12 protein-coding genes are annotated in these 14962 nt (G+C 70.8%); all 12 read right to left on the bottom strand.

The genetic code is table 11. From position 1 onward, the window contains the following. Positions 1-51: 51 nt before the first annotated feature. The 12 genes from IPH07_04300 to IPH07_04245 all read right to left on the bottom strand — a co-directional run bounded on the left by IPH07_04300 (position 52) and on the right by IPH07_04245 (position 14714). Complete coding sequence (locus tag IPH07_04300) at positions 52-588, bottom strand: NUDIX domain-containing protein (GenBank protein ID MBK6916604.1); 537 nt, start codon at positions 586-588, stop codon at positions 52-54. Further along, complete coding sequence (locus IPH07_04295) at positions 573-1988, bottom strand: hypothetical protein (GenBank protein ID MBK6916603.1); 1416 nt, start codon at positions 1986-1988, stop codon at positions 573-575. Before IPH07_04295 ends, IPH07_04300 begins: the two co-directional genes overlap by 16 nt. Before the next feature lie 70 nt (positions 1989-2058). Continuing rightward, positions 2059-3156: a Holliday junction branch migration DNA helicase RuvB gene (gene ruvB / locus IPH07_04290; protein MBK6916602.1), complete on the bottom strand. Its 1098-nt coding sequence runs from the start codon at positions 3154-3156 to the stop codon at positions 2059-2061. A 4-nt stretch (positions 3157-3160) separates the two neighbouring features. Beyond that, on the bottom strand, positions 3161-4711 hold the full coding sequence (gene guaA, locus IPH07_04285) for a glutamine-hydrolyzing GMP synthase (protein MBK6916601.1): 1551 nt from the start codon (positions 4709-4711) through the stop codon (positions 3161-3163). Between the two features lie 8 nt (positions 4712-4719). Further along, the gene (gene guaB / locus IPH07_04280; GenBank protein ID MBK6916600.1) at positions 4720-6186 is read right to left on the bottom strand and encodes an IMP dehydrogenase; all 1467 of its coding nucleotides are present in this window, start codon (positions 6184-6186) and stop codon (positions 4720-4722) included. Positions 6187-6256: 70 nt separating this feature from the next. Then, positions 6257-7336: a tetratricopeptide repeat protein gene (locus IPH07_04275; protein ID MBK6916599.1), complete on the bottom strand. Its 1080-nt coding sequence runs from the start codon at positions 7334-7336 to the stop codon at positions 6257-6259. Positions 7337-7398: 62 nt separating this feature from the next. Continuing rightward, positions 7399-9231, bottom strand: a complete 1833-nt coding sequence (locus tag IPH07_04270) for a UbiD family decarboxylase (GenBank protein ID MBK6916598.1) — start codon at positions 9229-9231, stop codon at positions 7399-7401. A gap of 64 nt (positions 9232-9295) precedes the next feature. Next, positions 9296-10141 carry a hypothetical protein gene (locus IPH07_04265; protein MBK6916597.1) on the bottom strand — a complete coding sequence of 282 codons (846 nt, stop codon included), beginning with the start codon at positions 10139-10141 and terminating at the stop codon, positions 9296-9298. A 48-nt stretch (positions 10142-10189) separates the two neighbouring features. Next, the gene (locus tag IPH07_04260; GenBank protein ID MBK6916596.1) at positions 10190-11380 is read right to left on the bottom strand and encodes a hypothetical protein; all 1191 of its coding nucleotides are present in this window, start codon (positions 11378-11380) and stop codon (positions 10190-10192) included. Between the two features lie 102 nt (positions 11381-11482). Then, positions 11483-13099, bottom strand: coding sequence for a hypothetical protein (locus IPH07_04255; GenBank protein MBK6916595.1), 1617 nt, complete (start codon positions 13097-13099; stop codon positions 11483-11485). A 311-nt stretch (positions 13100-13410) separates the two neighbouring features. After that, the gene (locus IPH07_04250) at positions 13411-14061 is read right to left on the bottom strand and encodes a VCBS repeat-containing protein (GenBank protein ID MBK6916594.1); all 651 of its coding nucleotides are present in this window, start codon (positions 14059-14061) and stop codon (positions 13411-13413) included. Further along, positions 13968-14714 carry a VCBS repeat-containing protein gene (locus tag IPH07_04245; GenBank protein ID MBK6916593.1) on the bottom strand — a complete coding sequence of 249 codons (747 nt, stop codon included), beginning with the start codon at positions 14712-14714 and terminating at the stop codon, positions 13968-13970. The genes IPH07_04250 and IPH07_04245 overlap by 94 nt, the downstream gene beginning before the upstream one ends. Between the last annotated feature and the right edge of the window lie 248 nt (positions 14715-14962).

Raw genomic sequence — 14962 nt, 5'->3', positions numbered from 1 at the left:
CCTCGACGCAGCTCGGGACGCGCAGATTCCCGCGGCAGCCTCGATGCAGGCTCAGCGGACCGACAGCGCGACGCGCAGCGACGCAGCAGCAGCCGGAACGCGTGCCGCAACGGGGATCGACCCAACGTGCGCGCGTGTTTCCTCGAACAGCCGACGCGCGACGCTCGAGACCACCTCGGCGTCGCTGATCTCCGACTCCAAGACGAGCGCGAAGTCATCGGGCGAGAGCCGACGCAGTGACGCTGCAGCGTCACCGAGAAAGCGAGCCTGGTACCACCGCACGCGGTACGTCGTCATCGCGCCGCCCGCCGAGCGCGACGCCACCGGCCCCCACGTACTCGATTCGGGCGACAGCGGCTCGATGGTGAAGTCCACGTTGCAGACGAGTGGCGCGAGTTCCTCGTTAGCCTCCCGGATCGCGGTGCGCATCCAGTCGTCGCGCTCATCGGCCTCGACGTGGCCGCCGACGAGACTCCAGTCGCCCCACTTCGCGTGACGGCGCAGCAACCAGTGCGCTGCACCATCGATCTCGACGCGCGCGAGCACCAACGCGAGATCGGACTGTCGCTCGGTCACGTCCGCGGCCATCCCGACCGGAGTATGGCACGGGACCAGGGCTCGAGGTCGTACGAGTCGGGGTCGGCGCGGAGGTCGCTGCCGGCGACGAACTTCGATTGCTGCGCCGGTCGTCGGCCGCGCGTTCGGAACTTCTTGGCGCGCAGATGCTCGGCGGTGGTCGCATTCTCGATCTCGACTGGAATCGCGATCCCGAGGTGACGCCCGTCCCCGACGCCAGGGTCCCAGACCAGGCCCAGCGGCGTGCCTTCGGCGCCAATGGGCACCGCGAGATGCAGATCGTGGAGGAAGCGGCGCGCGAGCGACTCGCGGACAGATCTCAACGTCAAGACACCGTCGGCTGCGTGTTCGACGTGCTGACCCTGCCAAATCGTGCCGCCGTCGTACGGGCGCGTCCTCGGCTCTCGGGCCCCGCGGTCGAAGACGAGCACACGGTCACCGTGCGTCGCGATCCCGCAGGCGACCAGCTGAACGAAGTCATCGGACTCCTCGACGTGTGATCGCTTGGTGGTGCGGACATCCTTGCACAGCGACTCCCAGGTCGCGTCGTCCCACGGGACGAAGTCGCCGTTCGCGAAGGCCTCCACCACACGATCCCGCGGAAAGCAGGCGATCGTCGGATCGACGGTGGTCGACATCGCGTCGAGGAGATGCGCCACGACATCGGCGGTCACCGCCTTCGCATCTCCTGCAGCGTCGGCATCGATGCAATGGACCGGGAACATGTCGACGTTCTTGCGCACCGTCGCGTCCAGCCGTTCGTTGAACTTGGCGAGATTCGGGTGGTTCATCATCGAGCCCTCCCGCACGACGAGATGGCCCCTGTTCTCGCGGTCCATCGCGACGTCCGGCGAAACTCGCAAGATCACCACCGCGTCGATCAACTTCCGCCACCTCTCCAAGCCCACGAACGACTCGAACACGCTGCGTTCGGCGTCTGTGATCTGATCACGCGTCCGTTGCAGATCGAGCCAGACGAGCGCATCGAACAGGCCGCGATCCAGGATGACGAGATCGTCATCCGTGTCGATCACCTCGAGCAACTCGCCGAGCATCGAGGTCGTCGTCCACGTATTGAAGAAGAAGTGCCCCTTCATCGGGAGTGGACACGCAGGGGCTTGCTCGCGGATCACGCGGACCTTGTAGCCGCAGCGATCGAAGAAGTTCTCGAGCATCGAGATCACCGTGGTCTTCCCCGCCTTGGGCGTTCCCGCGAGTTCCACGACGAAGGGGCGTCGAGCCTGGCGACGAATCACGGAGAGCAGCTTCGTGGCGCGTTCTTGGAGCTCGTCGACGCGCGAGCGGGCGGGTTCGTCAGCCATGTCCTTCTGGCTCCTCTGCGACGATCCTGCCACGCGAGCGCGCCCTGGATCCGCAGTGCCCGCAGCGCTCGAGCGCTGCTCGGACGACACCGCCGGCGACCTCCTGGCCGGTCGGGCCGGCCATGTGGCCACCCCGAGCCACCGACACGACGCGGCAGCGCTACAGCGGAAGCTCGCCCTGCCCGCTCGGTCCGCCGCTGCCACGCGACGGCGGCGGCGCGTCGGTGCGCCCGAGGTGCGCGAGCGCCTTGCGGGTCACCTGGCGACCTCGCGGCGTGCGGATCAAGAACCCACGCTGCAGGAGGAACGGCTCGTAGACGTCCTCGAGGGTGTCGCGGGGCTCGCTCAGGGTGGCGGCGAGCGCCTCGATGCCGACCGGGCCGCCGTCGAAGAGATCGACGATGGCGGTGAGGATGCGGCGATCGATCGCGTCGAGGCCCTCGGGGTCGATGCCGAGCTCGCCGAGCGCGAAGTTGGCGTCTTCGAGCTCGATGCGCGGGCGCTCGCGGACCTGCGCGAAGTCCCGCACGCGCCGCGTGAGACGGTTGGCAATGCGCGGCGTGCCGCGACTGCGTCGACCGATCTCCATCGCGCCCTCGGCCGAGGTCTCGACACCGAGGATGCCCGCGGTGCGGCGCACGATCGCGGCGAGCTCGTCGTCGGCGTAGTACTCGAGTCCCTCGACGATCTGGAACCGCTCGCGCAGCGGCGCGCCGAGCAGCGCGGTGCGAGTGGTCGCGCCGACCAGGGTGAACGGCGCCAGCGCGAACGGCATCGTGCGGGCGCGGCTGCCCTCGCCGACCGGCAGATCGATGCGGCCGTCCTCCATCGCCGAGTAGAGGCTCTCCTCGACCGCCGGCGTGAGCCGGTGGATCTCGTCGATGAACAGCACGTCGCCCGACTCGAGCGCGGTCAGGTGCCCGGCGAGGATGCCCTTGTGCTCGACCGCAGGCCCCGAGGTGATGTGGATGCGGACCCCGAGCTCGTTGGCGAGGATCTGCGCCATCGTGGTCTTGCCGAGGCCCGGTGGCCCGTGCAGCAGCACATGATCGAGCGCCTCGCCGCGCTGCTTGGCGGCGTCGACGAAGACCCGCAGCTTGCGCTTGAGCGCGCTCTGGCCGATGTACTCCGCCATCGTGCGCGGCCGCAGCGAGCCGGCCAGCGCGGCGTCCTCGTCGCGATCGCGGCGATCGAGCGCACCGCGATCGACCGCGGCCTCGACCCCCTTGCGCCCGTCGTCGTGTCGGACCCGCGCCATCGCCCTACTCCCACTCGATGGTGGCCGGCGGCTTGCTCGAGATGTCGTAGACCACGCGGTTGATGCCGCGGACCTCGTTGATGATGCGGGTCGAGAGCTTGGCGAGCAGCTCATAGGGCAGCCGCGCCCAGTCGGCGGTCATCGCATCGGTGCTCTCGACCGCGCGGATCGCCAGCGCGTTCTCGTAGGTGCGGCCGTCGCCCATGACGCCGACCGACTGCACCGGCAGCAGCACCGCGAACACCTGCCAGAGATCGCGATAGAGGCCCGCGGCGCGGATCTCTTCGATCACGATCGCATCGGCGCGGCGCAGCAGGTCGCAGCGCTCGCGGGTGACCTCGCCGAGCACGCGCACCGCCAGCCCCGGGCCCGGGAACGGGTGCCGCCAGACCATGTCCTCGGGCAGGCCGAGCTCGGCCCCGAGCCTGCGGACCTCGTCCTTGAACAGCTCGCGCAGCGGCTCGACGACCTTCATCTTCATGCGCTCGGGCAGGCCACCGACGTTGTGGTGGGTCTTGATGGTCGCCGACGGGCCCTTGTGGCTGACGCTCTCGATCACGTCGGGGTACAGCGTGCCCTGCACGAGGAAGTCGGCGCCGCCCAGCCGCTTGGCCTCGGCGTCGAACACGTCGATGAAGGTGGCGCCGATGCGCTTGCGCTTGACCTCGGGATCCGTGACGCCGGCCAGCGCGGCCATGAAGCGCTCCGACGCGTCGACGGCGACCAGCGGGTTGGCGAGCTTGCCGGCGAACATGCGCTCGACCTCCGCGCGCTCGTCCTGCCGCAGCAGCCCGTTGTCGACGAAGATGCAGTGCAGGCGCTTGCCGATCGCGCGCTCGACCAGCATCGCGGCCACCGACGAGTCGACGCCGCCCGACAGCCCGCACAGCACGGTGCCCTCGTCACCGACCTTCTCGCGGATCGTCACCACCGCCTCGTCGACGAACGACGCCATGCCCCAGTCGTGGGCGAAGCCACAGGCGGTCACGAACGACGCGAACACCTCGGCGCCGCGGCGGGTGTGGGTGACCTCGGGGTGGAACTGCACGCCCCACAGCCGCCGGGTGGGCTCGACGATCGCCGCGAACACGCAGTTGACCGAGCTGCCGACGGTGCGGAAGCCCGGCGGTAGCGTGGTGACGCGATCACCGTGGCTCATCCACACCGGCTCGGGGTGCAGCGGATCGAAGCCGGCCAGTGGGCCCAGCGGTTCGAGCACGGTGAGGATCGAGCCGCCGTACTCGCGCTCGTCGGCGCGGGCGACCTCGCCGCCGCAGGCCTGCACGAGCACGTAGAGCCCGTAGCAAATGCCCAGCACCGGTACGCCGTGCTCGAGCACACCGGCCGGCATGGTCGGCGCGCCCTCGTCGTAGATCGACGACGGCCCGCCCGAGAGCACGATGCCGCGCACGCTCTTGCCGAGCGCCGCGAGCCGCTCGCTGGCGCGCTGGCACGGCACGATCTCGGCGAACACGCCGAGCTCGCGGATGCGCCGTGCGATGAGCTGGGTGACCTGCGACCCGAAGTCGACGACGAGCAGGGTTTCGTGCTGCATGTTGCGAGCTACTCCACGCGATAGTTGGGGGCCTCTTGCGTGATGATCACGTCGTGCACGTGGCTCTCGCGCAGGCCGGCGGCCGAGATGCGACGGAAGCGGGCCTTCTCCTGCAGCTCCGCGAGGGTCTTGGCGCCGACGTAGCCCATGCCCGAGCGGATGCCACCGACCAGCTGGTGGAGGCTCTCGGTGAGCGGCCCGCGGTAGGGCACGCGCCCTTCGATGCCCTCGGGCACGAGCTTGCGATCCTCGGTGGCGCCCTGGAAGTAGCGGTCCTTGCTGCCGGCCCGCATGGCGCCGATCGAGCCCATGCCGCGGTAGACCTTGTAGCTGCGGCCCTGGTACAGCACGAGCTCGCCGGGCGCCTCGTCGGTGCCGGCGAACAGGCTGCCGATCATCACGCAGCTGGCCCCGGCGGCCAGCGCCTTCACCACGTCGCCGGAGTACTTGATGCCGCCGTCGGCGATGATCGGCACGCCCGCGCGCGCAGCCACCGGTGCGCACTCAAAGATCGCACTGACCTGCAACACGCCGACGCCCGCGATCACGCGGGTGGTGCAGATCGAGCCGGGGCCGATGCCGAGCTTGACCGCATCGGCGCCGGCCTCGACCAGGGCGGAGACCGCCGCCGGCGTGGCGATGTTGCCCGCGACGATCTGCAGGTCGCGGTGGGTCTTGCGGATCGCCGCGACGACCTCGAGCACGCGGCGGCTGTGGCCGTGGGCGGTGTCGACGACGATGAGGTCGACGCCCTGCTCGACCAGCGCCTCGACGCGCTCCATGGTCTCGCCGCTGGTGCCGACCGCCGCGCCCACGCGCAGGCGCCCCTGCGCGTCCTTGACGGCGTCGGGCTGGTCCTGGCCCTTCAAGATGTCCTTCACCGTGATGAGCCCGACCAGCGCACCGCCGCGATCGACCACCAGCAACTTCTCGATGCGGTGCTTGTGTAGCACGCGCTTGGCCTCGTCGGCGCTGATGGTCTCCTCGGCGGTGATGGGCTGCTTGGTCATCACCTCGCGCACCGGTCGATCGAGCGAGGTCTCGAAGCGAACGTCACGGCTGGTCAGGATGCCGACCAGGCGCCCGCCATCGACCACCGGCAGGCCCGAGAAGCCGTGGGTGTGCATGAGCCCCAGCGCCGCCGACAGCGTCTGATCGGGCGCGACCGTGAGCGGGTCGCGGACCATGAAGCTCTGGGCCTTCTTCACGCGCCGCACCTCGCGGGCCTGATCCGCCGGCGAGAGGTTCTTGTGCAGGATGCCGATGCCGCCGCCGCGCGCCATGGTGATGGCGGTCGCGGCCTCGGTGACGGTGTCCATCGCCGCCGACAGCAGCGGCACGCGCAGGCTGATCTCGCGGGTGAGCCGACACGAGACGTCGACCTCGGACGGCAGCACCTCGCTGTAGCCCGGCTCGAGCAGCACGTCGTCGAAGGTCAGCGCGTCGCGGATCTCGGGAACGGCTCGCTCGGCCATGGCGAAGTATAGAGAAGCCGAACCCGCGGCGGCGGCGCGACACGACCTCGCACGACGTGCGCCGACGCACCTACTTCTTGCATTTGCCCATCGCGGCCTGGCCGGCCTCCATCGAGGCATCGGCGGGCTCGAGATCTCGCAGTGCCGCGAGCGCCGCGCGGGCGTCCTTGCAGCGCTTGCCCTCGACCAGCGCGCCGATCCGCCGCACGTACGCGGCCTCGAACTTCGGATCGATCGCGATGGCCTTGTCGAACTTGCCGAGCGCGGCGTCGAGCTGGCCCTGCTTCGCGAGCACGCTGCCCCACTCCGCCCACACCACCGCCGAGTCGGGCACCACGCCGGTGAGCAGCTCGAGCTGCTTGGCGGCGTCGGCGAGCTTGCCGGCGCGCTGCTGCGCCCGCGCGAGCCCGAGCCGCGCGTCGAGGTTGTTGGGATCGGCCTGCAGCGCCTGGGCGTACTGCCCGATCGCGCCCTCGAAGTCGCCGCGCTTGACCAGCGCGTTGCCCCACACCACGCGCACGTTGGCGTCCTTGGGCGCGACCTCGGCGGCGTGCTGCAGCAGTGGCAACGCGGCGTCGGTCTTCTCGTCCTGCACGTAGATGTCGGCCAGCTGCACGAGCACGGTGGGGTCGTCGGGTGCGAGCTTGGCCGCGCGCTCGAACGCCAGCACGGCCTTGTCGCGCTGCTTGGCACCGAGCAGCGCGAGCCCGAGGTTGTAGTGCCCGTCGGCCCAGTCGGGCTGCAGCCGCAGCGCCTCGCTGAAGCGATCGATCGACGCGTCGAAGTCGCCCTTGGCCAGCAACACCGAGCCGATGCCCCCGATCGCGGGCACGAACTGCGGCTGCAGCTCGAGCGCCCGCGACCACGCCTGCGTGGCGCCGTCGTCGTCGTTGCGGGCCTGTCGGATGACGCCCTTGGCGAACCACAGCTCGTGATCGTCCGCGTGCTTCTGCAGCGCCGCGTCGATCTCGCCCTCGGCGCCGTCGAGGTCGCCGGCCGCCATGCGCTTGCCCGCGATCTCGATCGGATCGCCGACCGTCGCGGTCTCCTGCGAGCCGCCGTCGTCCGGCGGCGGGTTGGTGTCGACCGGCGGTCGACAGCCGAGCGCGACGAGGGCCAGGAGCGATGCGGCACAGAGTCGGGCGACCATCACGTCGGGCAGTGTAGCTCAGCCGGGCCGCCGGCCGTGCGGCCCGGCGCGGTCGGTGCGGCTCACAGCAGCCCGTGCAGCGGGCCGCCGCGCACCGCCATGGCTTCGAGCTTGGCGACCACCGCGGGGTCGTAGTCGAGCAGCGGTGCGTGGTGGGGCTTGCGACGCGCATCGATGATCACCGCGCCGGTGCAGCCCCAGTGCTTGTGCGAGATGGTCGCGCCCACGCCGTGCACGTCGTGCGAGGGATTGCTGCGCGTGAACGTCACCCACAGGAAATTCGCCAGGGTGCGGGCACAGAATTCCGCGTCGTCGGCCAACACCACCAGCGGCCACGGGGTCGACGGCTCGTGCAGCACGCCGGCCTGCTCGAGCGCGGTCGCGAGGCTCTGGGCGGCCCCGGGCGCCTCGGCGTACGCGGGCCCCTGCACCGCCAGCACGCCCGGCAGCACCAGCGCGACCGGTCCAAAGCCCGCCGGCAGCGGCAGCGTCGGCGGCAGCGTGGTCGCGAGCGTCCGCAGCGGTGCGCCGGCGGCCGCGATCACGAGCTTGCTGCCCTCGTTCAGGCCGGTGCCCGAGTAGTCGAGCGTGTCGATCGTGGTGCGGGTCTGGAAGTGCAGATCGCGGCGCGGATCGAAGCGCGCGAGCACGTGCGCGAGGAACTCGGCTTCGTGCTCGGGCGACGGCGCGGCGTCCTGCACCGCGGCAATGACGAGGTACTTCGCGAGCGAGGCCTGCCCGAAGCCCAGCACCGCGTTGGCGATCGTCAGCAGCTCGGCCGGCCGCCGCTCGCCCCACGGCACGTAGCGCTCGCTGCCCAGCGCCAGCATCAGCGGATGCACGCCGGCAGCGTCGACCGCATGCATCGCGCGCAGCCCCGCGATCGAGCGCGGCACCATCGGCGCGGTGAGTTCGTGGATGATCTTGCCGAACGCGGTGTCCTCCTGCGGTGGCCGACCGACCACCGTGAAGGGCCAGATCGCGCCCGCGCGGTGCCACACGTGATCGACCCGCAGCACCGGGAACGGATGCGTGAGGCTGTAGTAGCCCAGGTGATCGCCGAACGGCCCCTCGGGCTTGGTCTCGCCGGGCACCACGGTGCCGGTCAGCACGAAGTCGGCCTCGGTCGAGACCACGTGGCCGTCGACGCGGGCCCAGCGAAAGCGTCGCGCCGCGAGCATGCCGGCGAAGGTGAGCTCGGAGAGCCCTTCGGGCAGCGGCATCACGGCCGCGACCGTGTGGGCCGGTGGCCCGCCCACGAACACGCTCACGCGCAGCGGCTCGCCGCGCGCGACCGCGGCGGTGTGGTGCACGCCGATGCCGCGATGCAGCTGGTAGTGCAGCCCGACCTCGCGATCGGGCACGTAGTCGTTGCCGCCGAGCTGGATGCGGTACATGCCGACGTTGCCGCGCATGACCCCAGGCGCGTCGGGATGCTCGCTCCACACCTGCGGCAGCGTGATGAAGGGGCCACCGTCGTCGGGCCAGCAGTGCACCTGCGGCAGCGCGCCAACGGTGGTCTGGTGGGCGAGCACCGGGCCGCTGCGACGCCGCCACGGCAGCGCGCGCAGGCCCGCCAGCGGCGTGCCGCGATGACGCCAGGGATGCTTGAGCGCCGCGACCGGATCGGCGCGCGCCTCGATCACGCGCGCCGCGGTCTCGTAGCCGTGACGCAGCAGGAAGCGCGCGCGCTCGAGCGTGCCGAAGAGGTTCGACACCGCCGGGAACGCGCAGCCCTCGACCTGCTCGAACAGCAGCGCCGGCCCGCCCTGCTCGCACACCCGCAGGTGCACGTACGACAGCTCGAGGTGGGGATCGAGCGGCACGGCGATGCGTCGGAGCTGCCCCGTCCGCTCGAGATCGACGACCGCCTCGCGCAGGCTCGCGTACGACATGGTTCGCGCGATGCTTAGCACGGACCGCGCGGCTGTCCGCGGCGGGTGCGAGAAGGCCGGCGATTCACGGCGCGCGCAGGTCGACGCGCGCGCCGCCCGTGGTGCGGTGGACCCCGCCGAGCGTCCAACCCGGCTCGAGCGCGATGGTCACGCGCACGCCCTTGCTGCTGCGGGCGATGTCGGTCACCGCGGCCCCCGCCACGCGCGGCCGCGACGACAGCACCTTGGCCGAGGCGCTGACGTCGTCGAGCATGAGTCGCACGAGCCCGCCCTCGGGCTGGCTCACGACGCCGACGAGGATGCCGCGCGAGGCGACGATCGTCAGCGACGCACCGGCCTTGCTCTTCGCGAGCCCGAGCCGCTCGAGCTGCACGGGGCCACTGCTCGAAGCGCCGCGGCTCGCGGGTCCCTCGCCCGCCGCAGTGCTGGCCGCTGCGGCCGGCCGCGCGGCGGCCGAGGTCGACGCGACGCCCGGCGCGTCCGTCGTGGCCGCGCCGGGCGTGCTCGACGGCGGCACCACCGGTGGCACGTCGGCGTCACCGGTCGCGCTCGGGGCCAGCGGCGGCACGCTCGGCATCGCAGTGCCGGTGCTCGCCGACGCCGCACCCGCGTCGCGCGGGCGCGCGAGCGCGGCGAGCAGCCGCTTGGCGTGGGCATGCTGCGGCGCGGTCGAGGCGAGCACCTGCGCGCGCAGGTCGGCATCCAGCACCGCGCCGTCGGCCGCGACCGCGATCGCACCGCGGGCCTCGGCGAGCAACGCGTCGCGGGGCGCGTCCGCGACGGTCGCCGGCGCAGCGGCATCCACGGCCACTGCGGGAGCTGGCGCCGCGTCCGGCGGCGCGGCCGCGTCACCACAGCCGAGCAGGGCCGCCAGGCCCCCAATCCACGCTCGAGCTCGGCGCGACGTCATCGGCGACGACCGTAGTCCCGCCGAGGTCGGGCTTGCAAGTTGCCGGCGTCAGCCGTTCTCGGCGCCCAGGTTCCACGGCGTGGTGCCGCAGCTCTTGCCCGCGCTGGTCTTCTTGTTCGGCGAGCACTGGATCGCGTCCTTGGGCAGCGGCACGTGCACGACCACGTTGGGCCCGAAGGTGCGACGACAGGTCTCCTTGGGATCGTTCAGGTTCTGCACCACGTCGCTGGCGGTGAGATCGCAGGCCACGAGCGTGTGGCTGGTGTCACCGGTGTCGAGGTAGCGGCAGCCCGGCGGCAAGCCCTCGGGGTTGTCCCAGGTGCCGAGCCGGAAGCCACGCAGGGTGATGTCGCCGTTCGGGGTCGGCTGCGGCGGGATGATCGCGGTCGGCAGATCCTCGCGGCTCACACCCGGCACGCCGCAGCCGCACTCGTCGAGGCGGTTGACCACCGCACACACCGACGGATCCGAGCGGCGCCAGCCGGTGCCGTAGATGCCCTGCACCTCCATGCAGCCGCGGAAGAAGGGCTCCGTCAGCGGGTCGGCGGTGTTCGACCACTTCTTGGGCGCAGGCGCCTTGCCCTCGAGGCACTTCTGCACGAGGTCGGCGGCGGCACCGTTCGAGTTGAAGGAGATCTTCATGCGGAAGAACTCCTCGGTGAACTGGAAGCCGAACAGCGACTGATCGGTGCCGCACTCGCCCGCGGCGCACGACGGCAGCGGCCCCGGCACGTCGGCGTGCCACGAGGTGAACACGCACGCGCCGACGATCGCGGTCGGGTCGTCCTCCATCGCCGCGAGCTGATCGGCGCTGATCTTGGTGCGGCAGTTGTCGGCGTTCTCGCCCTCGACGCAGATCGCGTTGGCCGTGACGTCGCCGGACTGCTCGGACTGCGGGCGACCGAGGTCGAACGCCTCGGTCGACATCGGCGGCTGCACGATCGCGTAGTACTCGCAGTACTCCTGGCCGCGATCATCCTGGGTGTTGGTGTTGACGCCGGTGACGTCGGCGCACGACCAGCGGATCGCGGTGGGGGTGAAGCCGCGCTGCGAGCTGTTCAGCACCTCGGACTGTCGCGCGAGGCACTGCTCCTGCTGGGTGCCACCGGGGGTGTCGCACTTCTCGCCCTCGGCGCAGGCCTGGCTCTCTTCGGTGTCGTCCTGCTTGTCGCAGGCACCGAACGAGCACGCGGCGGCAAAGGCCAGGGCACGGGAGAGCAATCGGGCGTCGAGGTTCATGGTCACTCCAAGCGAGGGGGAGACGAAGCGAAGCGGCCCGCGGCGTCGAGCATGAAGTGCGACGGGGCCGCCCGCGGTTCGCGGCCCCACGCACGAAAGCTGCTACTCGACCAGCGTGCAGGTCGCGGCATCGAGGTGGGCGTCGTCGCCGACCTGCAGGCTGTCCATCGGCATGGTCGGTGCGAACTCCATGACGGGCAGCTCACGGGCCTGGTTGCGGCGCAGCGACACGACCTTCAGCGCGTCGGCCATGAACTCGGCCTTGGGCCGCGCCTCGCAGGCGGCGAAGAAGTCGTCGGCGGCCTTCACGTGGGCGTCGGCGTCGCTGGTGTTGGCGAGGAAGCCGGCGAGCTGCGCCTCGGCCGAGCCCTCGGTGGCGCCGGCGAGCGCGGCCACGAAGCCGTCGCGGATCTTCTTGGGCAAGCTCTTCACGGCCTTGCCGGTGCTGGTGGTGAGCTTGGCGATCGAGGGCGCCGACTCGAGCAGGCGGCAGCGATCGGCCGAGAACACCGGCCGCGTCATGTCGACCGCGAGCACGTCGTTCTTGAAGTCCTCGTCGATGACCTTCAGCTCCACCAGCTTGTCGACGTAGCTCTGATCCTCGCGGCTGACGACCGGGAACACGAACGCGAAGTGGGTGTCGACGACGCCCTTGCCGCTCTTGTCCTTCAGCTGCGCGCCGCTGCCGTCGACGACCTTCTGCTTGGCGGCCTTGATGGCGGCGGTGTAGACGTCGGCGCCGACGCTGACGCTGCCGAAGCTGAGGCGGCTGTCGACCAGCGCGCCCCCGGGGATCGACGACGGTGCACCGCCGCCGGCCGACGAGCTGCCCTCCTCGAGGTTCAGCTGCTCGGCGCAGAACAGCGGCCGCAGCACCTGCTTCAGGTCGTTGGTGGCCAGCAGGGTCTTGGTGCGGGTGGCGAGGATCGCATCGTTGCCGCGGTCGACGATGCCCTCGAGCTCGATGCCGTCGGTCTTGCTGCCGAGATCGTCGTGGCCGTCGACCAGCGTGTCGGCGCCGGGCGTCGTGGTGTCGCCCTCCCAGTGCACCCACGGCGCCGCGAGCTCCTTCATGTTGAGCGCGCCGTTGGGATGGCACTCGTTGCACCGCGCGCCCTCGCCCTGGGCGATCTTCATGTAGTCCGCCGAGTTGCCGAAGAAGTGCATCTCGCCGTCTTCGATCGCGTAGTAGTTGAACACCGCGTTGGTGCGATCGAAGGCGATGACCTCGACGTTGCCGGGCAGCCCCTTGGTGGTGCTGCGCAGGCCGAACAGCGAGAACAGCAGCTCGTGGGGCTCACGGTCGCCGCACTGGCGCGTGGTGACGGTGCGGTAGGTGTCGGCCTTGCCCATCACCTGCGCGGTCTCGCTGACCACCGCGGTGCGCAGGCCGTCGCGCACGCCCTCGCAGTTCTCCTTGTCGGTCTCCCGCAGCTTGGCCATGATCTCGCCGTAGGTCGTCGGGCAGGTGCCCTCGTCGCCCTCGGCCTGCAGGACCTTCTGCGCGAACACGTCGGCGAGCTCCGACAGATCCGCCAGCTCGGTGCCGTCGTCGCCGGTGCGCTTGTCGATCACCGCGCCGGCGCAGATGCCCTTGTCGGTGAGGTTGTCGCCCTTGCCACCGGCACCCCCGGCGCCGTCGTCGTCGCTCGACTCGCCGCAGGCAATGGGGGACAGGCACAGGGCGAGGCAGATCGAGGCGGTGACGGTCGAGCGCATGGCAGGGTCGCCCCTAAGTGGGGCGACGGCGCGTTCGGTTCACGGCAGGGCCGCAACAATCGCGTGTCGGGGCAACGCGGGTGCGTGGGCGGCGGGGGCCCGCCGTCCCGCGCAGCGAGGATCGCAGGGTTTGTCCCCGCCCGGCGACCTCACTGGCAGGCGATCGTCTTCGTCGCGGTACGCGTGGCGCCCCGTTCGTCGCGGACAATCGCAGTCAGCGTGTGGGGACTCGACACCCAGCACGGCTGTGTTCACTGTGGTCCGACATCCTCGTCACCTCCCTGGTCTCGCTCGTACTCCCCCGCGCCCGTTCACGGCCGCGAGATCCAAACCGCAGGGCGTGTCACCGATGGGGCTCCTTCCACGCGATCCGAGATCCAGACGGCAAAGTCCGTGACCCCGTCGCCGTTGAAGTCGCCGAACCCTCGAAACTGCTGCTTCCCACTCCACGCCTCGGCGCTGGCGAACGGCTGCTCGTAGACCTCGAGCGAGCTCGCCTCCGCGACATCGACCACGATGAACCGCATCGTCGCTTGCCCCGCGTTGCCGCCCGGAGGCTGCACGCTTCCGCGCACGAGCACCTCCATCACACCATCGCCGTCGAAGTCAGCCAGCCCCTGCGGACTCCACCCCTGCTCGTACCCAGCCGGCAACTCGGGTGCCGTTTCGCCGGGCAACTCCAGCACCAGCTCCGCCGGCTCGAAGCTCCCGTCTCCCAGACCCCGCGCCCAGCTGAACCCCGACCCGTACACGCCGAACAGCACGTCGAGGTGACCGTCTCCGTCCAGATCTCCCAGCCACATCAGCCGCGGAATCTCGCCCGGCAGCACGCCACCTGCGGGCTCGAGCAGGCCCGTCGCACGATCCGTCAGCAGCACTGGCATCGCGAAGTACTCCGGGTCCTCCGCGTAGCTGTTCGGAAAGTTGAACTCGCACCCGTTGTAGTCGCCCAGCACGCCCACGTCCTCCATCCCGTCTTCGTCGAGGTCCCCCGCGCGCCCGGATACATCAGACAGTTCGGCAGGGGCAGCAGCGCCCCCTCAGGATTCCACGTCGCGCCGTCCCACCGGTGGACCTGCATCCCCTCGTCGAGGGCCACCAGCACGTTCGCGAATCCCTCGTCGCTACCTCGATACGGAAATGCCCCGCCCTTGATGTAATCACCCAGCTTCCAGCCACCCCCGCCCGCCAGCGTTCCGTCCGCACGGTGCTCCCAGTAACCGAGTCCCGCCAAATGGGTGACCACGAGGTCCCGTCTCCCGTCGCCGTCGAAGTCGAGCACGGTGTAGTACGGCGATCCGTTGGGATCTGCCACCTGTGCACCGCCGGTGACCTCCCCGATCTCTGTGAACTCCGTGCCCGACCACCGGTAGATCTGCGAGCACCACTGCGACTCCTCGCCTGCGCACGGAGCATCGTTACCGTCCGAGAACGCGTAGATCAGCTCCTCCGCGCCGTCGCCGTCGAGGTCGAGCGCCGCCGCGCCCTCGATCTGTAGCCCCGCGCGGTCTCCCGCGGGGACCTCGACCAGCTCGAAGCAGTACTCACCGTCCTTCGCGACCCCGTCCTCGCAACCCTCCGGCAGGCTCGGTTTGGTGCCCACGTCCGCGAGCATCGTCGTGCCCGTCGTCGGCGCCCCACCGCTCGTGCTCGCGGCCGCCGAGTCGGCCTGCGCGGTCGCGCTCGCCGTGCTGGACGTTCTCGCCCCACCGCGGCAGCTCGATGCGACCACCGCGACCGCCACCGCCCGCATCAGCGCACGTCCACCACGCGCAGACATCACCGGCGGCAACGCCCGAGCCTTCCGAGCCCATGATCCGCATGGTCCCATCCGTTCCACTGTCGGCTCTGGGGGCTGCACGT

The organism is Deltaproteobacteria bacterium, from assembly GCA_016709225.1.
Taxonomy (GTDB): Bacteria; Myxococcota_A; Polyangia; order Nannocystales; family Nannocystaceae; genus Xiheibacterium; species Xiheibacterium phototrophicum.
The sequence above is the reverse complement of the archived record's forward strand: the minus strand, read 5'-3'. Positions and strand labels throughout refer to the sequence as shown.